We start from the raw sequence: 24,820 nt of genomic DNA, 5'->3' as shown, positions 1-24,820 counted from the left end.
ATAATGGCTATGTTACACTGCGCGGGTCTTTTAATAGAAACAAAAAAGTGAAATTAAGAATGTCAGATTTATTTAATACAGATGCTGAAAAAGCAAGCTACGGTATTGGTTTACAAATGGGTGAGCAACTTAAAGCAAACCCTTTTGAAGGTTTAAACTTGCACTCAGTATTTGAAGGTATGAAAGACGCTTATGCTGGTGAAGCAATGCGTGTTGAGATCCCTGAGATCCAAGCTGCATTTGAAAAAATCAATACTGAAATTCAAACTCGTCGTGAAGAAGAATCTAAAGTACTTGCAGCTGAAGGTATTTCATTCCTTGAAGAAAATGCAAAGCGCACTGAAATTACTGTAACTGAATCAGGTCTTCAGTATGAAGTTGTTACAACTGGCGAAGGTGAAAAGCCGGTAGCTGATTCTAAAGTACGTGTTCATTATCACGGTACATTAATCAATGGTACAGTATTTGATAGCTCATATGATCGTGGTGAGCCAGCTGAATTCCCAGTAAATGGCGTTATCGCTGGCTGGACTGAAGCACTACAACTTATGCCGGCTGGTTCAAAGTGGCGTTTATACATTCCACATGAGCTTGCTTACGGTGAGCGTGGCGCAGGTGCATCAATCGCACCTTTCTCAACACTTGTATTTGATGTTGAGTTACTAGAAATTCTATAATTGACGAAATAAAGTTAATTTTTGTAAATACCCAGCTAGGCTGGGTATTTTTTTGCCCAAATATTGCTCGTAGGCTTTGCCAATATAGTGCCTATTATATTGGTAGGTGAATTCCAGCATAACCAACCTTAGGGAGAGGATGCATCATAATACTTGAAAGTGTGCGCCATTAATTACCTGGTGTTAGTATGGCTATCGCCACTGATGTCTAGCGATATTGTGTAACAGACTTATAAATCATTGCTTCAGGGGTGAAGTGTGAGCTAGCTTGTATATGTTTTACTTGTGTTACTACAATATAATAAGCATGTAATACATATTTCTCGGTTTTCGACTATGTATTTAAGTAGGCATAAACTAAAGAAGGACAACTGCTATCAAAAATAATTTGAAAGTCATGAGCGACAAAAGCCTCGAAACAGAAAATAAGCGCTTGCAGTCGGAGCTTGAGTTGGCCAAAAAGGAGCTAGCGGATTTTATTTATCTGGCTTCTCATGAATTGAGAAGCCCAGTCAATGCCATCGCGAATTTAACGACCTGGGTATTAGAAGATATCGGTTTGAATATCGACGAAGAAAGCCAAACTAACCTTATGCTTATTAATAGTCGAGCTGAACGGCTGCAACAAATGATAACGGACTTACTGATGTACTCTCGTGTAGGTAAACACCGAGAAGTGTATTCAGATTTTGATTTCAATGAAGCGGTTGTGTATTGTGTTGAGCAATTTGATGCGCATCGTTTTAAATTTGATATTGATTCTGGACGGGTAACATTACCACGCACTTTATTTAATCAAGTTATCAATATTCTTATTTCGAATGCAGTTAAACACCATCCAAATAAGTGCGGATGTATTAAAGTGCATTATGAAAAGCAAGCCAATATGTATCGTATCTTTATTGAAGATGATGGCTGTGGGATCCCTATTAAAAATCAAGATATTATATTTGAGCAATTTCAAACGCTAAGAGCTAGAGATGAGGTTGAAGGCAGTGGCATGGGCTTGGCTATTGGGAAGAAAATATTAGAGCATCAAGGGGGCAAAATTACAGTAGAGTCTGATGGTAAGGCTGGTTCTACATTTATTTGTGATTGGCCAAGCAATGGGTGCTAGTCTAACCGCAATACAAACAAAGGCTTGCTCCAACCTGACCTTTTTCTACATGACATTGTCAGATTGGAGGTAAACCACAAAAGACGTATTGTTCAATTTAGTTGAGCCAGTATCGCTTTATACTTTTCTAATGTGAAAGTGGCTTTAGAGATGTAGCCTTTTACAAATTCAAATGACTCGGCTCTTTCAATATCTTGTTGCATATCTGAGGAGGTAAACATCGCAAAAAAGCATGTTTGATAGATCGTTTTATTTTTCCTTAATTTTGAAAACTCCTCCAAAAATTCAAACCCTCCCATAATTGGCATGTTGATATCTAAAAATACAATTAATGGCGGAAAGGAGTCTGGGAATTCTTTAATGCCACGCTCATGCTCGGCCAAAAACAACAAAGCCTCTTGACCATTAGATGCTTCAAATATTTGGCCTGTCTTATCTGATTTTTTCAACACACGTTTTAGAATATACCTATCAGTAGACTCATCATCAATAATCATAACCGACACTTTTTTCACAATATATCACTCAATTTTTAAAGGTTAGTTCGAAACGAGTTCCTTTTTCAGAGCTCGTAAAATTAATATTTGCAGATAAATTATCTATATGTTTTTTAACAATATACATACCTAGGCCACTACCAAATGATACTTCGGGGTGGAAACGCTGAAACATTTGAAATACTTGGGTTTGATATTTCAGCGGGATCCCAACACCATTATCTTCAATGACCACCAAGACTTCGTCACCGGTGTTTTGTGCGGAAACTTTCACATAACACTTTAATTTACAAGGGTCCTTATACTTCAAAGCATTTGAAAGTAAATTCTCAAGTATTTGGTTAATACGGGCTCTGGGTACATACACCCTTAACTCTGGGTCAATATCATCTATTATTTGAACATCATCTTCGATGTAAACACCTGATAGAGTTTCTTTTACATCGGTAAGTACCTGAGAAAGAACGACCGTTTCATGCTCTGTGATTTCTAAATCCGCACGAGCTAAGTCTAGAATATCGGTGACTAAGTTTTCCAGTCGTGATACATGTGTTGCTATTCTGTTTGCGTTCAATTCAACTTCTTCATAATCTCCGCTATTAACATCTTCAATTATGATGTGTGACAGCCGCCTAACTGTTACTAAAGGTGCTTTTAAATCATGTGATGTTCGATATGAAAATTGTGATAGTTCTTCGTTGCGTTGAGTCGCTTTATTAAGAGCTATGTCTCTTTCCTTAATTGATAGCGCTAACATTTTGAAAATTTTATTCAGCGCGTTTTTTAATAATAATAACTCACCATTTTCTTTTTTTGAGATGTCAAAGTGAAGGTCTGATAAGGTATCAGGGCGTTCTGATTTAAGCCTGTTGGATATTTGATTAAGGGGGTCATATATCAGTGGCTTGCTTTGCCACAAAACTATCAACCACAGTGCGAGAGTTTTTATTATTGAGTTTATAACAATAAATATATATCCGTACTGTACCTGAGAAAAAACAATGTTATCGGATGAATAGAGGATCAAATTACCGATTAAATATTTAATATTATCTTCTTGATGATGGATATTATTTGAATAAGAAAATAAGCTTTGTGAATCACCACTTATCGACTCATTATGTGACAACGTATTCGGATCATAATAAGTCACTTGACCATGTTCGTTTTTGACATAACCAATTGCTGTCACAAAGTTGCCATTCTCATCAATAATTTTTGCACCTTCTATTTGGGGAACATGATATATCGCAAGCAGGCTACTTTGTAATGCGTCATCTTCCTGATTCCAAAGTGCAACACTTAACCCTGGTTCAAAAGATGTATGAAAAACTTTTAAATCATCTTCAACAATATCTTTTGTAAATGAAAAGTCCATTGACATATGTGCGAGTGTCACAATGACGGTTATAAAAATGTAATATTGAAAAACCTTTACTAGTAATTTAGCTGCCAGCGTATCTTTCCATTTTGTATTAGCTTTCATTTGTACTCCGCTGCTGTAACAAAACAGGTTGATTGATTGGCAGTACATGAATTGCTTTAAACTCTCTCTCGCCAAATAAGTATTCATATGGCCACTGTTGAATGTTGTCCTGAGAAATTATAGGGACGATTGGTCCGGCACGAAATGGGAAGTTACTTTCTTTACTACCTACCTGGTCGCCGTTTAATAGCTTTATCATCATGTCTACTGCAATTTGACCTTGTTGTTTCATTAAGTCAGTTGACGATGCCAACACTCTTCCTGCGGTGATATGATCAAAAACATCTTGAATAATATAGGTTGAAATTATTTTTATCTCAGGATGCTTATTCTTGAACGTTTCAATCGGCGCAGGTTCACCATTGGGTCCCTTGGTCACCATGGCATTAACGGCTATTGCGTTAGCTACTAAATAGTCGATTTTGTCATGTTTTTCTAGAATAAAGTTAAGTAAATGCCGTTGGGTTTTATCTCCTGTATCGCCCCAAATTGCCGGAAGCACTTTAGCGTTGTGTTGATCACTTGCTTGTGCCAATGCTTTGTTGAATCCATTTAAACTGTCAGGTGCCCAACCTGTACCCTTAGGTCCAGGCATCACTAAGACTGTGACGCTTTTTTGTTTTGCATGTTCTATTAGGTACTTACCGGCTTGAAAGCCTAGCTCTTCCCATGAAACCAGAGATTTAGCATTAATAGTAGGGGTAAAGCTATCGTTAATCACGGAGACTATGGGCATGCCTGCAGCGGTTAGCTTTTTGTATATGTCTTCTAACTTGCTTTTCTTAAACTGTACCGCACCAATAATGACACCATCGTAAGCGTCTTTATGTTTCAATACGTTTTCTAGCTGAATGACTTGACGGCCAAGGTTACGATAGCCACCGGCTAAAAATAACTCTGCGCCAATTCCAAACTTTTCAGCTTGTTTAAATACCCCATAATTTACGGCAACCCAAAATGGGTCTTTCAAATGAGGAAACAATATTGCTAGGTTGTACGGTGCGTTCGCTTGAACTGGTGACTTCCATTTTTCAATAATGGCTTTTGATAAGCTTGGAGAAGGTTTTCCAGCAACCTTATTTTTTGTGTCATAGTGGCCATAGTAACTCTTAACATCAAGCGGCGCTTCTTTCGCTTTGGGTACATTGCTATAAATAGAAATACTTAAGGCGGTAATTAACCATGTGTAACGTATCATAACTGGCACTCTCAAATTTATGTCGATAAGGGTTATTTAGGTTGCAAGCACTAAACTGTATCGAGCAGGTATTCCAAGCGTTTTTCTAAATGCTCTGTGGACATTGGCTTTGCTAATAAAAAGCCTTGAACTCCGGCCAAGCTCAGCTCAGCGCATTGATCTAATTGCTGCTGTGTTTCTACGCCTTTTGCGACAATGGAATACTCCAAAGTATTGAGCATGAGTGATAGTGCTTTGAGCATACTGAGATGTGTACACGGATTGAGAGTCAGCATACTTTTATCTAATTTAACAATACTAATAGGGGAAGTTGTCAGGAGGTTAATGGAAGTAAGCCCCAACCCAAAACCATCAAGTGCTAAGTTAAAGCCGAGTTCGCAGAGATGTTTTAACGTGTCCGTAATCACCTCATTTTTGTTGAAAAGGGTCGGTTCAGTAATTTCCAGTGTCACATATTGATTATGAATACCTGATTTTTGACAGGTACTTACAAGAAATTCAGTAAACCCAGCGTCTCTAAGTTGTAAGGGGGAAATATTGATCGAGAGTGCTAACTTATGGCTAAATTTATGGTGCCATATTGATAATTGTGCTATCGCTGTTTTTATTACCCATTGTCCGAGCTCAACGATAATTCCTGACTCTTCGGCAATCGGTATAAATTCATCAGGAGTGTATATAGGCTCGGATTTTGGCCAGCGTATCAACGCTTCTATACTGGTTAATTCTGATGTGATAGTAGAAAAAATAGGCTGATATACAAGCGTGAAGCTAGAACTATGCAAGAGTGTGCTCATGCTATTTTGAATACTAAAACGCCTATGAAACGTTTGTTGGTATTCGCTCTTGAAATAACAAATGTTATTATCTTCGCTTTGTTTTGCTCGATACATTGCAATGTCAGCACATTTCATCAACTCTTGGGCGTTACATGCATCTGTTGGAAATAAAGCAACGCCAATACTTACGCCACAATACACCTCGTGATTTTCTACTTTAAATGGGGATTTAAACATATCACAAATTCGATTTGTGATAACACTGATAATTGATATGGCTTGAATGCTGCCTATAACGATGGCGAACTCATCACCACCAACTCGGGCAAACCCTTCATTACTTCTTAAGCATGACGAGATACGGTTAACGACTTCTTTTAATATTGCGTCTCCTGCGCTGTGGCCTAATGTATCATTAATTATTTTGAAGCTGTCTAAATCGAGACTAAGCAACGCGATACTTTGCTTATTTCGTTTGCTATTTGCGATTAAAGCAGAAATCATCTCGTCGAAATGATAACGGTTTGATAGCCCTGTTAACGCATCTTTTTCTGCCATTTCTTTTACTTGCAGGTAGCTAGCATGCTTTTTTTGTTCCATTTGAAAGCGTGTTTTAGCTTGCTGGAGTGCTTTATCTAATCTTTCTCGGTTGATGTCTTGCTTTGAAATAAAATCTTGGGCGCCGGCTTCAATACATGCCAATGAAAGGTGTGATTCTTCAGAGCCACTCGCCATAATAATGGCTGTGTCGCCCAAGTCGGGTTTCGAACGGAGATCGATAAGCAATTCTAGCCCATTAACATCGGGCATTCGGTAGTCTAAGATGATGACATCGAAGCTACGGTTTTTAATGGCTTTAATGCCTTGCAATACAGAGCTTGCTTCCACTATGTGATGATCGTTAGAGGTTGACGCACTCAATGATTTTTTAATAATCTTTCTATCTACACAATCATCATCGATAATTAGAATATCCATCTACATATTTCCTAGAAATAGCGCATTCGCTCTGATCCAAAGCATTGACCTTATTAACTTTAACGTAAAAAATGATAAGGTCAAAAAATGGCCTGAAATAGTCGGTATTTTATAAAGGAGTCAGAAATTAGCGGTTACTTTGGCCAAAAAGCCTTAGCATTGACATATATTAATTTTGGTAGATAAATAACGACTTATTCTTGCGTTATTGATCTTTTGATATGCCGTAGGTCTGAAGAAATACGCAGGGAATGAAGTAATGCAGCCGTTTTAAAAAGCCATGGCGTAATTTGATCACCATGGCCAACTGCTAAATTGTATGTTTAAATAAACAAAGAAATTCTGGTGAACTCACCTAACTTTGTAGGTGAGCTCGAGTTAGAGGAGAAACTACTCAAGCCCTTTTTTTGTGTAAAGAGTGACTTTATCGGTTACTAAGGTAACCTTAATATACTGTGTTTCGTCACCCCATGTACAATTTGTATGCAGTGTTTTTTCTTCACAGTTATCAGCAGTACCTAAAACTTGTTCTAATTCTGTTTTGTCCATTCCAACTTCTATTTTATTGTAGTTTTCAAGCGAAACTTTAGAGCATCCGGCAAGCGAGAGTAATCCCGCAATGATAAAAAATTGTTTCATGTTTTTCCCCGTTATTAGTGTTGGTATTTTCTAATTTGAAATATTATGCCAAGTTTTGGGTGATCCAGATAATGCATATCACCACTATAAACCCGTGTGTACTGAGACATACGTGCAATTTGTGTGTCGCCAGTTTCTATTTCGTAACGTATATCTAAATCGGTTGTTACGTATAGGTAGTGTCGGACATGTATTTTTACTAAACCTTCAATTTGCCAGTTGTCAGCGTGTTCAGAGGGCATAGCTTGTGGTTTTTTGGGTAATAAGCTCACATAACCTTGCTCAGTGACAGTGTCGGCAATATGGTAGCTAACGGGCACCGGAAAACGCTTGCCTGCAAATACCTTGATAAAAGGTGCGCGTCGTTTACTTTGCTCTGGAAAACGCCAGCCAGTATGCAAGATTGGTTTTAAGCCTTTGCGTTTGAGCTTACTTACCGTATTGTCAAATTGTAGCTGCTCTTTAGCCAGTAGATAAATATTATCCATATGCTCTTGAGCCGGTGCGAAAGGCGTTAGTGGCAAAGTATCATATTTAGACATGTAATCGGCGCTGTCAGTACAAAGCCATGACGCATTCTTGCTGGTTAACTTTACACTCAGTGGCCGAGGGTCAAAAAAGCTATCGCCGTTTAAGCAGTGTTGCTGTCCTTGCGCATTGTAGCCATCAGTGAGTAAATCTCGTTTGCGGTTACCTTTGATCTCAGCATGCTCTAAACTGAAATCTTCTCGCAAGAGAGGAGATGCTTTTTGTTCAAATGCTATCATTTCGATTTCAAACCATCGTACTGCATGAACATCGAAAGCACTTGTGGCGGCCAACAATATGATCATTGTTTTTACTAAGTGCATTTATGCCAGCGCCTTTTTGTCAAAATCATCCATCATCGCATTGATTAACTTCATTCTTTCTTGCCCATTCTTTTCTTCGATTGCAAAACGTAACTTACTTGCACCTTCCATTTTATAAATAGAGGGGTTGCTTTGTATCAAACCTATAATGAACGTTGGGTTAACCTTTGTCGAGGTACTAAATTCAAAGTACCCGCCTTTGATGTTTGCCTCGACCTTACTGATCCCTAAATTACTTGCTTTGAGCTTGAGAGCCTGTATTGCGAATAGGTTTTTAGCGGCATCAGGTAACAAACTGAATCGGTCAATGAGTTCGACTTGCAGTTCATCTAACTCACCTAAGTCTGTTGCACTTGCAATACGTTTGTACATACTCAAACGAATGTTCACATCTGGAATATAATCATCCGGCAGTAACGCCGGGACTTTTAAATCAACGTCAGACTGTTTTTGCAGTAAATTTTCAAGTGTTGGCTCTTTGCCATCTTTTAATGCTTGTACCGCTTGTTCCAGCATTTCCATATAAAGTGTGAAGCCAACGGATTGAATTTGACCACTTTGGTCGTCACCTAATAACTCACCCGCGCCACGAATCTCTAAGTCATGTGTGGCAAGCGCAAAACCGGCCCCCAAAACTTCAAGAGACTCGATTGCCTGTAAACGTTTAACAGCATCTTTAGTCAATGTTTGGGTATTTCGCGTCAATAAGTACGCATAGGCTTGATGATGGCTACGCCCAACACGGCCGCGTAACTGGTGTAATTGCGCAAGTCCAAGCTTGTCGGCACGATCCATGATAATGGTATTTGCCGAAGGAATATCAATACCTGTTTCAATAATGGTGGTACAGACGAGTACGTTATGCTTTTGGTGATAAAAATCTCCCATAAGCTGCTCAAGCTCTCGTTCGCGCATTTGTCCATGTGCAATGGCAATACTTGCTTCAGGTACTAAGGCTGCAATATCCGAAGCTGTTTTGTCGATGGTTTCAACATTGTTGTGCAAGAAGTAGACTTGTCCCCCGCGTTTAATCTCACGCAAAATTGCTTCTCGGATCAACTCATCATTGCGTTCTTTAACAAATGTTTTAACAGCTAAACGTTTCGCTGGCGGGGTGGCAATAATTGATAAGTCTCGCATTCCACTCATTGCCATATTAAGTGTCCGTGGAATAGGCGTGGCTGTGAGTGTTAAAATATCGACATCGGCACGCAACTGCTTAATTTTTTCTTTTTGCCTAACACCAAAACGATGTTCCTCATCAACAACCAATAAGCCTAAGTCATTAAACTTAATACTCTCTTGTATAAGCTTATGGGTTCCAATAACGATATCAATGGTGCCGTCTTTAAGCTTTGTTAATGTAGACTTTTGATCTTTGGTGCTGTTGAAACGAGACAAAACCCCAACCTCTATTGGCAGGTCAGCAAATCGGTCTTTAAAATTCTCAAAATGCTGTTGGGCGAGCAGGGTAGTGGGTACTAAAACAGCCACTTGTTTATTGTCATTGACCGCCGCAAAAGCACCGCGCATGGCGACTTCCGTTTTTCCAAAGCCGACATCACCACACACTAATCTATCCATCGCCAGATTAGACTGCATGTCAGCCAAAACAGCTTCAATGGCATTACGCTGGTCATCGGTTTCTTCAAAAGGAAAACTGTCACTAAACTCCCTATATGCAGCACCATCAATTTTGAAGGAAAAACCAGGTTTACTTTGTCGTTTAGCGTATATATCGAGCAACTCTGCTGCAACATCTCGGACTTTCTCGGCCGCTCGACGTTTGGCTTTTTCCCAGACATCAGAACCTAATTTATGAAGTGGGGCGCTTGCTTCTTCTCCTCCGGAATATCGACTAAGCATATGCAGCGCTGAAACAGGTACATAGAGTTTTGCTTCATTTGCATAAATAATGGTCACAAATTCTGTCGCGACACCGGCTGCATCAATGGTTTGCAAACCGAGATAACGGCCTACACCGTGATCGAGGTGAACGATGGGTTGACCTTCTTTTAATTCTGCTAAATTACGAATAAGGGAATCTTGGCCTTGCTCGTACTTATGCTTACGGCGACGACGCTGTGAGACTTTAACGCCTAACAACTCTTGTTCTGTAATGATGCTTAAGCTGGGCTCTCCAGAGAGGTAAACACTTTGCTCTAATGGACTTACAACTAGCCCAACATCACTTTTTGCAGATAAGAATTTTTGAAAATTATCAAACTCTTTAAGTTTTAACCCCGTCGGTTTTAGTAGCGTGAGTAATGATTCACGTCGGCCATCGGTTTCAACGCTGAACACAATACGTGATTTTTGTTTTTTCTGAGCAGTAACAAACTTCAATAACTGTGCGTATGGATCCGTCTGTTTGTGGTCAATACGCACATCTTTAATCGGTTTTGCGCTGAGGTTCGTATGACCTGCTTTTGTACCAAGTTTTGCTTCGCTTAGCCGGATCCTAGGATGGCTGTTAAAGTTTTTAAACAGCTCTTCTACAGGTTGATACAACATCGCTGGTTCAAGCAAAGGCCTGAGTGGATCCACTTTGCGGTTTTCATAACGTTTATACACATCAAGCCAAAACTCATCAGCAGCATGTTCAATATCACCTAAATGAACAATAGTGGCGTTCTCTGGTAAATAATCAAAGATGGTTGCTAACTGATCGTAAAAAAGAGGCAAATAATATTCAATGCCTGATGGCCAGTTACCTTTAGTCACTTGCATATAAATAGAGTCTTGCTCGGCACTTGCACCAAATGCATTCCGGTATCCTACTCGAAACCGTTCGATATCTTCATCGTTGGTTGGAAACTCGTGCGCTGGCAGTAAATCAATGTTTTCTACTTTATCGCTAGAGCGTTGGGTCTCTATATCGAAAAGACGTATGCTGTCTATATCGTCATCAAAGAAATCAAACCTAAACGGAGTAGGGCTCCCCATAGGAAAAAGATCCACTATCGAGCCCCTTACCGCGAACTCGCCATGCTCCATTACCTGCTGAACATGCCGATAACCAGTTTCTGTTAACGCATTTTTAAGTTGTTGCGCATCTACCGTATCACCGACCTTAAATTGGAGTGCATTGCCATAAATGAATGCCGGTGGGGCAGTACGTAACATTAAAGTGGCTACAGGCACAATGAGCACGCTTTGTTTCTGCTTTTTCAGGGCGTTAAGTGTGGCTAATCGTTGTGATATTATATCTTGATGTGGCGAAAAGTGATCATAAGGAAGAGTTTCCCAGTCAGGAAAAACCATCACGGGTAAATCGGGTAACAAATAGTCTAACTCAATTTCAAGGCGCAAGGCTGAGGGAGTATCTGGGGTTACGATAACAACCAACTCTGGGTTGTTTCTTATTCCTTCGCTTAATGCGATAGTTAAACCGCTGCCACTTAGTTGACCCCAGTGTATTTTATCCTTTGAGTTTTTAATCCAAGGTAATTCGCTCCAATGCGCAGACGCCATTGAGTACTCCTAATCTGTTTTTCTAATTGTTTTAGTCACGATAAATCTTGCAAAGGTCTTGATAGTGATCAATTCGTCTATCGCGTAAATACGGCCAAATGCGTCTAACGGATTCACTTTGTGCCTGATCAACTTTAACAACCGATACTTGTTCTTTATCTTCACTGGCATGCAGTAACATTTCGCCTTGAGGGCCTGCCACAAAAGAGTTACCCCAAAATGTTATTCCATCACTTTGCCCACTTGGGTCATGTTCATGGCCAACTCGGTTTACACTGATCACAGGAATACCATTGGCAATAGCGTGGGCGCGTTGTGAAATTATCCAAGCGTCACGCTGGCGAATTTGTTCGTCTTTATCATCTCGAGGGTCCCAACCAATCGCGGTTGGATAAATCAGTAATTCTGCACCGGCCATGGCCATTAACCTAGCACCTTCAGGAAACCATTGATCCCAGCATATTAGCACACCTAATTTACCCACGGATGTATCAATCGGTGTGAAACCCATATCACCAGGTGTAAAATAGAACTTTTCATAAAAACCGGGATCATCAGGAATATGCATTTTGCGATACTTACCCGCAATAGAGCCGTCACTTTCAATAACAACCGCGGTGTTATGATACAGACCAGTTGCTCTTTTTTCGAATAGAGAAGTTACAATCACTATGTTGAGCTCTTGTGCTAGTTTACCGAAATAAAGTGTGCTGGGACCTGGGATCGTTTCTGCTAGGTCAAATAAGTCTGTATTTTCTGTTTGGCAAAAATATAAGCTGCGATGTAATTCTTGTAATATAACCAGTTTTGCCCCTTGTTTTGCAGCATCTCTGATCCCCTGTTCAGTTATTAATACGTTTTGTGCAAGGTCATCACTGTTGCTGTGTTGTACAATGCCGACGTTTAAGGCGTGAGTACTCATAGTCTATTCCTGTTGTAAAAAGCCACGTGGTAATTGCATTGTAATGCAGTGCAAGCTACCAAATTGATGAATAATAGGTAAACAATCAATGCCTATAACTGTATGCTGGGGATAAGCTGATTGGATTTGAGAGATCGCTAAACTATCATTGTCATCGCCATAAATAGGGACCAAAACGGTATTATTTAGAATGAGGTAATTGGCGTAGGTTGCCGGCAAGCGTTCTTTCTCATCATTATATATCGCTTTTGGCCATGGCAAGGGTACTATATTATACTTACTTCCGGAAGGGGTTGTAAATGACGCCAATTGACGCTGCATGTTCGCCAATTCAACATAATGCTCATCATTAATATCATCACATGTTACGTATACTATCGTATTATTTGGCGCAAATCGTACTAACGTATCAATATGGCTATCCGTATCATCACCTGCTAAATACCCATGTTCAACCCATAAGAAGGCCTCTGCGCCTAATTCTTGTGACAGTGTATATTCAACTTGCTCTTTGCTAAATTCAGGGTTTCTATTTGGGTTTAATAAGCAAGCAGAGGTTGTCAGTAAGGTGCCATGTTCATTTATTTCAATACCACCACCTTCAAGTACGAAATTGATGCTATCAAACTGAATGTGTTCACTCATAGCTTGTGTCGCAATCGCAGTATTGAGCTTGTTGTCTAGCTGCGCTTCATACTTGTTCCCCCAGCCATTGAAGGTAAAATCTTTTACCTTTAACTTCCCTTGTTTATTGGCCACAGTAATGGGACCATGGTCACGAGCCCAAGTATCATTGCAGGGGGCGATAACAAACACAATGTTACCTAAGTCGATTGACGCATTATTCAGTAGTGTTGTGATATGTTGTTTTAGCGCCGGTGTGTGGGCCACGATCAGTATTTTCTGTACTTGGGAAATCTGTTGACATAAAGTGACATAGACAGGTTCTACATCTGATAATATATTAACCCAGTCAGTGTTTTTATGAGGCCACGTCAACATAATTGCATCTTGCGGTGCCCATTCAGGTAAAAGTCTAAAGCTCATGATGTTACACAAATAAATTACTAAGCTACTAGTTTATCATTCCCATGTTTGGTGTCAGCTATTTTGTTCTTTATTCTGTGTTAATTGACGCTTTTTTAGTTGTCGGGTCTGGGCATGTAAACTTGCGCGAACCACTAACTCTTGGTCAGCATCACGAATTTGGGTAAAACCTAACGTGTGTTGCAGCTTTTCACTAGAGAGCCGTTCTACAGCAATAACCTGTGTGTAGCAGTAAATAGCGCTGGCTTCGTGATTTAAAAACAGTTTTGTTCGTAATTGAGTCCCTATAGATATCTTCTCCGCCAAGGTTACTTTCAATCCACCACCACCATAACTATCACAATATACATTGTCTTCGTCAGGTTGCTCTGTTGCCAGTATATGGCTCATTATCAGATCGATTTTTCGAGACTGGGCTTGTAAAAATGACGCAAGCTCCGTTGCCACATCCCCCAAATTCCGTAAAGGTCTTAATGCGTTACTATCTAGTTCATTGATTTCATTAGCGAGTTTAAATAGTGCGGGGATGTTCTTTTCTAATTCTGCCTGTGTTTGTGGCACATCGCTATTTTGGACAACAAATAAGTTAACCTGATTACTGTCTTCTACTTGAAAGTATTCATCAAAAGTATTTTGTAGGCTACTGCTCATATATTAATCTGTTACTGACTTTTTATTTAATCTTAACGGCTTATAAGCAAAAACGCCAACTTTGTAGTTGGCGTTTTATTAACGTGTTTCGGTTATGCAAGCCCTTCTTCGGTGTCAACTTGTTCCTTTTTATGTTGCTGGGCGATTTCTTCAGCAAGTTCCTGTTTGCTTCTTTTCTCAGTTAACTTTCTATTTGTTAACCAAAAGAAGAATAATGGGACAAAGAAAATAGCTAAGAATGTGGCTGCAATCATGCCACCCATAACACCGGTACCAACACTGTGTCGGGCACCCGCGCCAGCACCGGAGCTCAATACGAGCGGTACTACCCCAAGTATAAATGCCAATGATGTCATAATAATCGGTCTAAAACGTAGCCTTGCAGCTTCAAGCGCAGCAGCACTGGCACTCCAACCCTGTTGATATTTCATAAGCGCATATTCAACAATCAAAATAGCATTTTTACTTGCCAAACCAAGTAACGTAACGAGGCCAATTTGAAAGTATACATCATTGGTTAAACCCGCTATCCATACAGAGATCAACGCACCAAATGTACCAAATGGTAACGCAAGTAATACCGATAAGGGCAAAGACCAACGTTCATACAAGGCTGCTAATATTAAAAATACCATTATAACAGCAAGGCCCAGCGCTAAACCTGTAGTGCCAGAGCTTTGCTTTTCTTGATAGGCCGAGCCTGTCCAGTCGTAAGTCATATCGGGTGGGAGTACTGTTTTGGCTATACGTTCCATTTCAGCTATAGCTTGGCCTGAACTGTATCCTGGGGCGGCTTCACCCAGTAGCTTTACTGCAGATAGGTTGTTGTATCGTTCTAGGTTCTCAGGTCCTCGGCTGTACTCAATACGTGTAAACGCGGAAATAGGAACCATATCACCTTGATTGTTTTTCACGTATATACGACCTACGTCTTCAGGGGTCATCCTAAATTCAGCTTCGGCTGAAAGCAGCACTTGCCAAGCGCGACCAAATTTATTGAAGTCGTTTACATAGTACGTTCCTAAGTTAGCTCCCAACGCGGTGAATGCACTATTGATGTTAACACCCATAGCACGGGCTTGTTCTCGGTCCATATGTACTTTGAGCTGAGGCGCATTAGGTCGCCACAAGGTTTGCAAACTTGCTAACACTGGGCTTTTCTGTGCCTCAGCCATTACCAGTTGCATATTCTGCTTAAGCTTCTCATGGCCGCCAGCACCTTTATTTTGTAGATATACTTCAAACCCACCGGTACTGCCTAGTCCGAATATTGGCGGAGGGTTAAATGCCAGTACTAACGCTTCGTTAATATGCGCTGTTTTTATATAAAGCTCACCAACAAGTGACTTTGTGTCAATTTCTCGTTCGTCCCAGTGTTTTTGAGTGACGAATAGGGTCGCAGCGCTGTTTTTATAACCGCCGCCGATGAAGTCAAATCCAGTAAAAGCGACAACATTTTCATTGGCAGGGTTAGATTGAACTGCAGCAATAACTTCTTCGACGACTTTAGCTGTACGCTCAAGTGAAGAACCATCAGGCAGGAAAATAGCAGATACATAGTAACCTTGATCTTCATCAGGCACTAGAGAACCGGGTGTACTTTTCCAAAGGGTTGCGGTTGAAGCGATCATTGCGGCAACTAAAATGAACCCAAGTAACCCGCGACGGACCATAAAGCTCACAGCACCGACGTATTTACCAGTAACACGGGTAAACCACGCATTAAACCACAAGAAAAATCGCGCAGTTTGTTTGTGTTCTTGTTTTAAAATAAGCACACATAAAGCGGGGGTCATTGTTAACGCGACCACACCAGATAAGCTCACCGCGATTGAAATTGTAATGGCAAACTGACGGAACAATTCGCCCGTTAAACCGCCCAAAAACGCGATGGGCACGAACACAGAACATAACACAAGTACAATCGCGATTACGGGGCCACTGACTTCTTTCATAGCCTGTATTGCAGCATCACGAGCGGAGGCTTTTTGTTCGTGCATAATACGTTCAACATTTTCAAGTACCACTATCGCATCATCGACAACAATACCAATAGATAACACCATACCGAATAATGTGAGGGTGTTTATTGAGTAGCCAAGCATATACATGCCTGCAAATGTACCTAGTAAAGATACCGGCACGGCTAATGTTGGAATCAGTGTTGCTCGCCAGTTTTGCAAAAATAAATAGACCACTAAGAATACCAAAACCATGGCTTCCATTAAGGTGATAATCACTTCGCGAATAGACACTTCTACAAAACGTGTTGTGTCGTATGACGTAACATGAGCTAGCCCAATGGGGAATTGTGTTTTTAACTCTTCAATTGTACTATTTACCTGAGCCGCAACATCTAATGCGTTAGCGCCAGGTTGTAAAAATATCCCAAGTAACACAGCTTCTTTTCCGTTGATTGTTCCGGCAAAGTCATAATCTTTAGAGCCTAACTCAACACGGGCAATGTCTTTTAATCGTAGATTTGATCCATCCGGGTTTGCACGAATGATGATGTCGTCAAACTCTTCAGGTGTTGAAAGCCTGCCTTGTGCCGTCACACTATAGACAAGTTCTTGAGCATGCACTGAGGTTGGGGTTGCACCTATCTTACCAGCTGCATATTGTGAGTTTTGTTCTCGGATAGCGGATGCAACCTCTTCAACGGTAACAGCTAGCTGACTCATAATATCGGGTCTTAACCATACGCGCATCGCATAATCTTTGGCGCCAAAAATTTGCACGCTGGTGGTGCCAGGGATCCGTTTAATACGATCAAGAATGTTCATGGTGACATAGTTAGAAGTCCATAAACTGGTTCGAGTATTGTCAGGTGAATAAAACGCATGAACTTGTAAAAAGCTAGATGAACCTTTCGTTACCTGAACGCCTTGGCGTCGGGTTTCTTCTGGTAATCGAGCCTCAACCTGTTTCACTCTGTTGTTTACGTCTACCGCAGCTTGGTCAACGTCAGTGCCGATTTCAAATGTAACAGCAATTGTGGTTGCTCCTGAGCTTGTGCTAGTCGAACTCATGTACATCATACCTTCAACACCGGTGATGGCATTTTCTATTGGCGCTGCAACCGTTTGCTCTAATACATCAGCAGAAGCGCCTGGGTACGCTGCAGTCACTTGTACAACAGGAGGGGCGATTTCAGGGTACTGTGCTACGGGCAAACTTCGCATTGCAGCAAGCCCTGCTAATACAATGACAATAGAGATCACAAAAGCAAATATTGGTCGGTCTATAAAATAGCGAGAGAACATCGTGTTACTCTCCTTTATCAGCTATTGCGATAGGCATTCCAGGAAAGAAGATACGCGCGAACCCTTCTGTGATGACAGGCTGACCATCGGTTAATCCGCTTCGAATTACCCAATAGTTCTTATCGTCTAAATGTACCCATTCTCCAACCTCGACAGGTGCTGGTAGTGCGACCATAGTCCCTTGTTCATTTTCCGTGGCAACATAAACAAACTTACCTGTGCCATTATCAAGTACGGCTCGTTGTGGCAAAAGTACTGCATTGTTTCGCACGGCGCCAATAAGCTCTACACGAACAAATTGCCCTGGTCGTAGTTGACCCGTGGAGTTTTCAACTTTGGCTTGGAGTTCACTTGTTCCGGTATACCGATTAACGCGAACATCACTAAAGTTTACTTTGCCCATACTCTCGTGAGTGGACCCGTCCTGAAGAATCAATTTTGTATCGAATTCATTATTTTTGGGTAAGCTTAAGTTGCCATTCTCAACATCTTTACGCATTTGAAGTTGTTCGCGCTCAGAAAAGCCAAATCGTACACGCATAGTGTCAGTTTCGGTCAACTCGGTTAACAACAGTTCAGGGCCTGATACATAGCTTCCTTCAGAGACTAACTCACGGCCGATCATGCCTGAAACAGGCGCCTTTACGTGTGCGTATTCCAAGTCTAACTTTGATTCATTCAAAGCAACCTTGGAGGAAGCGAGGTTCGCCACTGCGATATCATAGTTTGATGCAGCATTATCGAAATCTCGTTTTGATACTGAACGCTCATTTTTGAGTTTTTGTAATCGGTCGCGTTCTCGTTTTGCTTGTTTTACGGTTGCAACCGCCACATTGACTTCAGCTTGAGCTTTTTCTACTTCCAATGTAAAGGGCTCTAAGTCTAAGGTAAATAGGGACTGACCCGCAGATACTTTCTGTCCTTCTTCGAAATTACGAGATTCAACGATACCCGACACGCGAGCACGGATCTCAACCTCTTTGTTACCAGCGAGGGTTGCAGGCAATTTAATTATGATTGGTACCGATGTCCTTGATACAGGCTCTACACTTACCTGAGCGGGTGGCATACCGCCTGCTGATTGTGCTTCAGGCATATCTTGGCATGCGGTTAATAGCGTAAAAGATGCTATTAACACGGAAATTTTTTTTAAACGACTGTTAAGTGGGGGATACATAAACACTCCAAATCCTATTTTATGTTTATAAGTAAATTTATAGACATAAGTGTTATCACGAGTTGGCAATATAGTGGGTCAGGGCGATTGACAACTCAAATAGACTACCTTGCATAGTTCATTTCATACCCAATACGACATAATGTAAAGAAATTAGGGTGACTTTTATGCAAGTAAACACAAGTGTATACTTTTTGCTATATAAGGTAAACGGTATCGTGTACTATTTATTTGTGCTATTTTTTATTAAAATGTGGCCCACCAATTATTTATATTTGTAACTTATGCCGGATTATTCCATCAAACAGCAAGATATTTTAAAAGCGGCAATTGCGCAATTTGCCCAATTTGGTTTATCAGCAACGACAATGGAAGCGATTAGTAGCGAAGCAAAAGTTTCAAAGCGAACCTTATATAAACACTTTCCGACTAAGGACGCATTGTTTGACACCGTAGTTTCGCAATTAATTGAGCGGATCACACCATTGACTGCGATTCAATTTATTCCGAACTACCAATTTGAATCACAGCTAAAACATTTGGCAATTAGTGCTCTAGCGCTATTGAATGATGAAGATTACCTTACTTTGTCGAGAATCGTCATGATTGAATCTATGCGCTCAAAAGAGCGCGCTGAAAGTTTGAAAGGGCGCTTTTTAAATTGTGAGAAATCAATGTTGCAATGGTTTCAAGATGCGGCAGATACCCAGTGTTTAGGTGAATTTAGTCCAGAATTTGCGGCAGGTTTTTTTTGGGGAGGACTTAAAAAGTTGAGCTACTGGGAGCAAACAATTAGTTGGAAAGCGCCACTTAGTGAAGCCGCGCTTGATGAATTAGTTGACCAAGCATGCCGGATCTTTTGTTATGGGGTCACTCCAACCCAATAAAGCCCCCAGTTTGATGAGCCCATAATTTGGCGTAAACACCATTTTGTTTTAATAGTACCTCGTGCGACCCTTGTTCAATAATTTCTCCTTGTTCCATTACAATGAGGCGATCCATTTGTGCTATAGTTGATAACCGGTGGGCGATAGCGATAACCGTTTTGCTGGTCATTAAATCATCTAAACTATCTTGAATTGCAGACTCAACCTCTGAATCAAGGGCAGACGTAGCCTCGTCTAAAATAAGGATTGGCGCATTCTTTAGTAACACTCTTGCGATGGCGATGCGCTGACGCTGCCCCCCAGATAACTTTATCCCGCGCTCACCAACTTGTGCATTAAAGCCTGTGTTACCGTGGCTATCTTCTAAATCTTTTATAAAGTCAAATGCCTGTGCTTTTTTTGTGGCGATGATTAATTCTTCTTCGCTTGCTGTCGGTTTACCATACAAGATATTATCTGCAATGCTGCGGTGCAATAAAGACGTATCTTGCGTAACCATTGCAATAAGCTGGCGTAAGCTCTCTTGTTTCACATCTGAAATATTTTGGTCGTCTATCGTTATTGCGCCACTATTTAGGTCATAAAACCTCAGCAGTAAATTGACAAGTGTTGACTTTCCGGCCCCTGAGCGGCCAACTACGCCAATTTTCTCACCGGGTTGAATTGTTAAGTTGAGGTTATTAATAACACTATGTTCTTTGGATTTATCTTTGCGTTTATAGGCAAACTGGATATTTTTGAAGGTTATTTTTCCAGCCTGATATTCTAGTTGAGGTGCGTTTGGTTTATCTGTGACATCGAGCTCTAGAGAAAGGCTGGATATCCCGTCGGCAACGGTGCCAATGTTTTCAAATAAACCACTTATTTCCCACATTATCCATTGAGCCATCCCATTTAACCGCAATGCTAAACCAATTGTAATCGCAATAGCGCCTGCGGTTATTGCACTATATGACCATAAATAGATTGCGACGGCGGCTACGGTAAATACCAATAAATAGTTAACAGTTTGAACACAGACATTCAAACTGGTTACAAGGCGCATTTGTTTGTATACCGGTTCAATAAATACTTCCATACTTTCTTTTGCATACTGTTCTTCCCGTTGTGTATAAGAAAACAACTTTACAGTAGAAATATTAGTATAGCTGTCGACGATACGACCTGTCATTTCTGAACGCGCGTTGGCTTGCTCAGTTGAAATATTCTTCAACCTAGGAATAAAGTACAACTGAACCGCAATGTACAAAAATAACCACAGTACTAAAGGAACCATCAGTCGAGGATCAGAACTCGCTACAAGGGTGAGCATCGCGGTGAAATAAACAAGAATATAAACCAGAACATCAAGTAACTTCATTACAGTTTCCCTCACGGCTAGGGCAGTCTGCATTACTTTCGTTGAAATTCGACCAGCGAATTCATCTTGATAAAAAGCCATGCTTTGCTGTAACAAATATCGGTGAGCTTGCCAGCGAATAGACATAGGGTAATTGCCCAACAAGCTTTGATGGATAATTGCTGAGTGAAAAAAAGTAATGAGAGGCAAGGCAATAACCGTAACTATGGCCATGAAAATGAGCTCTGATTTTTTTTCAATAAAGAGCGTATCCGGTGTGTAATGTGATAGCCAGTCAACTAAGTCCCCCATAAAGCCGAACAAAGCCACTTCGAGTATTGCTAACAAAGCTGCGCTCAAAGACATAATACCTAGCGGCCACTCCATACCCTTGGTATAAAAACGACAAAATGAAAAAAGTGACTTTGGCGGCTGAGCTACATTGGATTGAGGAAATGGGTCAGTGAAACGCTCAAAAAGCTTGTACATTGCAATTATCCTTTATGACTAAGGTAGGTATTGTAACTTAGACTGTTTAAATATCCAGTAGGTAGTCGTGTTTAATCTGGCTTAACAATAAAAGGGGAGGAAAGAGTGAAAGTTAAATAGTTGATTACTTTGAAGCAAGTGGCATGTATAACTTAAAGAGCCAACAGGAAAGCGAAAAAAATGCATGAAAAAACCGGCTAGGTAGCCGGTTTTAAAAATGCACAATATTAGTTGCCGTTTTCATCCGCATACTTTTTGCACGCTTCCGTGTCTTCACATTCACCATATAAATACAACGAGTGATTAGTCAAACGTATGCCATTTTCGTTAGCAATTTGTATTTGACGAGATTCAATCATCTCATCCTCAAACTCAACAACTTTACCACATTTTAAACATACTAAGTGATCATGATGAGTGCTACCTGATAATTCAAAAACAGACTTTCCACCTTCAAAATGGTGACGTGTAACAATGCCAGCATCATCAAATTGGTTTAGTACACGGTATACTGTTGCTAAACCAATTTCTTCACCTTTATCGAGTAAAATCTTGTACACATCCTCAGCACTGATGTGTTGGTTGTCAGGTGATTGTAATATTTCAAGAATTTTTATTCTTGGTAATGTTACTTTTAAACCTGCTTTTTTTAACTCTAAGTTGTGATCAGTCATTCACTCTGTCTCAATTAATTATAGTTTTGTCTTAAGTCATTCGCACGACGCTGCTTTGACTTAAGAATAACGCGCTAAAGCGTGAAGTGCAAAGTAGTCTTTTATTTAGTCTTCAAGCTCTGAAAGACACATTTCATCATATACTTGCTTACACCATGCTTTTACACGTTGTTCTGTCAATTCTGGTTGACGATCTTCATCAATCCCTAAGCCAACAAAGTGATTGTCATCAGCCATGGCTTTAGATGCTTCAAATTGGTAACCCTCAGTTGCCCAATGTCCAACAACAATCGCGCCACGCTCGGTCACAATGTCGTTGATCATACCCATAGCATCTAAGAAGTACTCAGCGTAATCTTCTTGATCACCACAACCGAAAATCGCGACTAGTTTACCTTCAAAGTCGACTTCTTCAAGTTCTGGAAAGAAATCATCCCAGTCACATTGTGCTTCACCATAATACCAAGTAGGGATGCCAAACAAAATTAAATCGAATTCAGCAATTTCTTCTTTACTACTTTTTGCAATGTCTTTGACGTCAATGAGCTGCTTACCTAGCTCTTTTTGAATCATTTTAGCAACATGTTCTGTGTTACCGGTGTCACTGCCGAAAAATATACCTACGCTTGCCATTAAATACTTACCTTCTATCTGTTATTCGCTAATTTCTCTTGCAAGATAGTCTCTATCAGAGCACTGCGGCTAATGTTTTGCTCATCAGCCATATCGCTCAATGCTTGGTAAAGCTCTGACGAAACCTTAAATTCAACACGTTTTAAACCTCTGGCGCGATCTCTTTTTATTTGATTGCGCTTATTGACTTTCAACTGAACCTCTCTGGGGAGTGGGTTAGTTTTTGGTCTTCCTGGTCGCTTTTCATTTTCAAACAAATCAATCGTTGTTCTGTCTGTTTCAGATTTGGCCATTTTTATCCAACACCTGCGCCTTGCCAAAAGACTTGAATTAGCCCTTTGGCAATAAAACCAGAGCAGCCTAGAAACAATACTAACCACACAGTATATCGACCAAACTTGGGTACATCACCTTTTTTTAAAACGTCTTGAATTGCCATTCCGATAAAAAAGAAAATACCCGCTAAAGCGAAATACAGTCCTAAGGTTTCAAATTCATTAATATACTGGCTGACCATATGCACCCAACTGAAAACTTAAACGGCGGCTACTATACCATACTCAATAAAGATAAATTAAGAGCGGTACAACAAAAACCGAACAATTATTGAAGAAAATCAATAATTGATTTATTTACAGGCAGTGGTTTTTCTGCATGTAGCCAATGGCCAGTACCATGAATAACTTTAGCAGTTGCGTTGGGAAATATGGCCACAATTGCTTCGCGATGCTCAGCAAGAATGTAATCAGAGTTATTTCCCTTGATAAACAATGCGTCGCATGAATTGCCTGCATAAGCTTTTATGTTAGAAATGATACTCTGATAGTTTGCAGAGATAACAGGTAAATTAAATTTCCAACTAAAATTGCCGTTTGGATTCTTGGCCAAACTTTTCAATAAAAACTGACGAACCCCCGCCATTTCTACGTGCTCGGATAGAATCTCATCTGCTTGTTTTCTACTAACGACGTGTGGATGTAGAGAAACTTTATTAAGGCCGTTAATAATTTCGTTATGGCGGGGTTGATAAGTAACAGGTGCAATATCGAGCACCACAAGTTTTGTGACCTTTTCTTTGTATAGGGTCGCGAACTGCATGGCAACCTTGCCACCCATAGAGTGGCCTACAACATGCGCTTTCTCTATGCCAAGGTGGTGCATTAATTCAACGATATCGTTTGCCATGACGTCATAGTTCATCTGGTTATCATGAAATGATTGCCCGTGATTACGCAAGTCAACATTGACCACCGTAAAGTGTTCAGACAAGGCTTTTGCGATTATATTGAGGTTCTCTAGTGAGCCAAACAGGCCATGCATCAAAATTAGGTTAGGACCTGTTCCTGTTTGCTTATAGTTTAGTAACATATTTTCTCCAATGTATCTGTGCTAATTGTGCCAGTCAAAGACATAAATGCAAAGCCGTAGAGTAATCTGTGAAATCAGGATATAATCATTTTTAGATGCATTAATACCAGTAATGACAGGAAAAGCATGAAAAAAATAGAAATAGATGACGAGCTTTATCAATATATTGCCAGTAACACTCAAAGTATTGGTGAGAGTGCCTCGCAAATCTTACGTCGTTTATTAAATTTGACTCCTGATAATAGTATTCAATCGATTACGGAAGATGACGCGGAACCAGTAGCTACTGAAGTGGCGGTCGAAGACACAGTCACTAAAGTGTCAGAATCTTCAGCTAACGTATTCAATATTTTAAATAAAGAAGAGCTTGCTATGCAAAAAGGTGTTGTTGGCAGGTTTTTGTTTATTTTATGTGCCTTACATCGTACACATAAAACAGCGTTTAAAAAAGTACTTGATATCAAAGGCCGAGATCGAATTTACTTTGCGACAAGCAAAGAAGCGTTGCTTGAAAGTGGTAGTAGTATGAACCCAAAAAATATTCTGGACAGTGAATATTGGGTGATGACCAACTCAAACACAACTCGTAAAAAAATGATGCTTCACGAGGTTGCACTTGGCCTTGGTTATAATGAAGCACAAGCTGAAACTATCCGAGACTACCTATAAGG

22 protein-coding genes are annotated in these 24,820 nt (G+C 40.3%); 4 read left to right on the top strand and 18 right to left on the bottom strand.

The features are described from left to right. Window positions 1-59: 59 nt before the first annotated feature. Window positions 60-677 carry an FKBP-type peptidyl-prolyl cis-trans isomerase gene (locus J8M01_RS19430; RefSeq protein ID WP_210997579.1) on the top strand — a complete coding sequence of 206 codons (618 nt, stop codon included), beginning with the start codon at window positions 60-62 and terminating at the stop codon, window positions 675-677. Window positions 678-1,074: 397 nt separating this feature from the next. Beyond that, window positions 1,075-1,794, top strand: coding sequence for a HAMP domain-containing sensor histidine kinase (locus J8M01_RS19425; RefSeq protein WP_211059022.1), 720 nt, complete (start codon window positions 1,075-1,077; stop codon window positions 1,792-1,794). 92 nt (window positions 1,795-1,886) lie between these two features. Here J8M01_RS19425 and J8M01_RS19420 read toward each other — a convergent pair whose 3' ends face one another. The 12 genes from J8M01_RS19420 to J8M01_RS19365 form a co-directional block, all read right to left on the bottom strand. Beyond that, window positions 1,887-2,291, bottom strand: a complete 405-nt coding sequence (locus J8M01_RS19420; RefSeq protein WP_192507418.1) for a response regulator — start codon at window positions 2,289-2,291, stop codon at window positions 1,887-1,889. Window positions 2,292-2,319: 28 nt separating this feature from the next. Continuing rightward, window positions 2,320-3,777, bottom strand: a complete 1,458-nt coding sequence (locus J8M01_RS19415; protein WP_211059021.1) for a HAMP domain-containing sensor histidine kinase — start codon at window positions 3,775-3,777, stop codon at window positions 2,320-2,322. Then, on the bottom strand, window positions 3,767-4,975 hold the full coding sequence (gene torT / locus J8M01_RS19410; RefSeq protein ID WP_211059020.1) for a TMAO reductase system periplasmic protein TorT: 1,209 nt from the start codon (window positions 4,973-4,975) through the stop codon (window positions 3,767-3,769). The genes J8M01_RS19415 and torT overlap by 11 nt, the downstream gene beginning before the upstream one ends. A gap of 50 nt (window positions 4,976-5,025) precedes the next feature. After that, window positions 5,026-6,732 carry a GGDEF domain-containing response regulator gene (locus J8M01_RS19405; protein WP_211059019.1) on the bottom strand — a complete coding sequence of 569 codons (1,707 nt, stop codon included), beginning with the start codon at window positions 6,730-6,732 and terminating at the stop codon, window positions 5,026-5,028. Window positions 6,733-7,122: 390 nt separating this feature from the next. After that, window positions 7,123-7,371, bottom strand: coding sequence for a DUF3862 domain-containing protein (locus J8M01_RS19400; protein WP_211059018.1), 249 nt, complete (start codon window positions 7,369-7,371; stop codon window positions 7,123-7,125). Window positions 7,372-7,385: 14 nt separating this feature from the next. After that, complete coding sequence (locus J8M01_RS19395; RefSeq protein WP_211059017.1) at window positions 7,386-8,222, bottom strand: CsiV family protein; 837 nt, start codon at window positions 8,220-8,222, stop codon at window positions 7,386-7,388. After that, complete coding sequence (gene mfd / locus J8M01_RS19390; RefSeq protein WP_211059016.1) at window positions 8,223-11,696, bottom strand: transcription-repair coupling factor; 3,474 nt, start codon at window positions 11,694-11,696, stop codon at window positions 8,223-8,225. Between the two features lie 31 nt (window positions 11,697-11,727). After that, window positions 11,728-12,618 carry a carbon-nitrogen hydrolase gene (locus J8M01_RS19385; protein ID WP_210998495.1) on the bottom strand — a complete coding sequence of 297 codons (891 nt, stop codon included), beginning with the start codon at window positions 12,616-12,618 and terminating at the stop codon, window positions 11,728-11,730. Between the two features lie 3 nt (window positions 12,619-12,621). Further along, window positions 12,622-13,665, bottom strand: a complete 1,044-nt coding sequence (locus tag J8M01_RS19380; protein WP_210998494.1) for an agmatine deiminase family protein — start codon at window positions 13,663-13,665, stop codon at window positions 12,622-12,624. A 54-nt stretch (window positions 13,666-13,719) separates the two neighbouring features. After that, the gene (locus J8M01_RS19375; RefSeq protein ID WP_211059015.1) at window positions 13,720-14,316 is read right to left on the bottom strand and encodes a PilZ domain-containing protein; all 597 of its coding nucleotides are present in this window, start codon (window positions 14,314-14,316) and stop codon (window positions 13,720-13,722) included. A 92-nt stretch (window positions 14,317-14,408) separates the two neighbouring features. After that, entirely contained in the window at window positions 14,409-17,582 is a 3,174-nt protein-coding gene (locus J8M01_RS19370) for a multidrug efflux RND transporter permease subunit (protein WP_211059014.1), read from the bottom strand. Between the two features lie 4 nt (window positions 17,583-17,586). Further along, window positions 17,587-18,759 (bottom strand): efflux RND transporter periplasmic adaptor subunit, encoded by a 1,173-nt coding sequence (locus J8M01_RS19365; protein WP_211059013.1) that lies wholly within the window; start codon window positions 18,757-18,759, stop codon window positions 17,587-17,589. Between the two features lie 284 nt (window positions 18,760-19,043). Between J8M01_RS19365 and J8M01_RS19360 the strand changes: the two genes are divergently transcribed. Continuing rightward, entirely contained in the window at window positions 19,044-19,646 is a 603-nt protein-coding gene (locus J8M01_RS19360) for a TetR/AcrR family transcriptional regulator (RefSeq protein WP_211059012.1), read from the top strand. On the opposite strand, the gene J8M01_RS19355 is transcribed toward J8M01_RS19360, so the two are convergent. The 6 genes from J8M01_RS19355 to J8M01_RS19330 all read right to left on the bottom strand — a co-directional run bounded on the left by J8M01_RS19355 (window position 19,630) and on the right by J8M01_RS19330 (window position 24,149). Further along, a complete protein-coding gene (locus J8M01_RS19355; protein ID WP_211059011.1) occupies window positions 19,630-21,474 on the bottom strand; it encodes an ABC transporter ATP-binding protein in 1,845 nt (614 codons plus the stop codon). The genes J8M01_RS19360 and J8M01_RS19355 overlap by 17 nt on opposite strands. 227 nt (window positions 21,475-21,701) lie before the next feature. Then, complete coding sequence (gene fur / locus J8M01_RS19350) at window positions 21,702-22,148, bottom strand: ferric iron uptake transcriptional regulator (RefSeq protein ID WP_210998488.1); 447 nt, start codon at window positions 22,146-22,148, stop codon at window positions 21,702-21,704. 105 nt (window positions 22,149-22,253) lie between these two features. Next, entirely contained in the window at window positions 22,254-22,781 is a 528-nt protein-coding gene (gene fldA / locus J8M01_RS19345) for a flavodoxin FldA (RefSeq protein ID WP_192507581.1), read from the bottom strand. Between the two features lie 14 nt (window positions 22,782-22,795). Next, window positions 22,796-23,074: a LexA regulated protein gene (gene ybfE / locus J8M01_RS19340; protein WP_010363446.1), complete on the bottom strand. Its 279-nt coding sequence runs from the start codon at window positions 23,072-23,074 to the stop codon at window positions 22,796-22,798. Between the two features lie 2 nt (window positions 23,075-23,076). After that, window positions 23,077-23,298, bottom strand: a complete 222-nt coding sequence (locus J8M01_RS19335; RefSeq protein WP_192507580.1) for a DUF2788 domain-containing protein — start codon at window positions 23,296-23,298, stop codon at window positions 23,077-23,079. Window positions 23,299-23,384: 86 nt separating this feature from the next. Continuing rightward, the gene (locus tag J8M01_RS19330) at window positions 23,385-24,149 is read right to left on the bottom strand and encodes an alpha/beta fold hydrolase (RefSeq protein ID WP_211059010.1); all 765 of its coding nucleotides are present in this window, start codon (window positions 24,147-24,149) and stop codon (window positions 23,385-23,387) included. A gap of 126 nt (window positions 24,150-24,275) precedes the next feature. Between J8M01_RS19330 and seqA the strand changes: the two genes are divergently transcribed. Then, complete coding sequence (seqA, locus tag J8M01_RS19325) at window positions 24,276-24,818, top strand: replication initiation negative regulator SeqA (RefSeq protein WP_192507578.1); 543 nt, start codon at window positions 24,276-24,278, stop codon at window positions 24,816-24,818. Window positions 24,819-24,820: the final 2 nt, after the last annotated feature.

It is taken from the genome of Pseudoalteromonas sp. MMG005, from assembly GCF_018101015.1.
Lineage (GTDB): Bacteria > Pseudomonadota > Gammaproteobacteria > Enterobacterales > Alteromonadaceae > Pseudoalteromonas > Pseudoalteromonas aurantia.
Note: the sequence above shows the minus strand (reverse complement) of the source record. Positions and strands in the feature narration are given on the sequence as shown.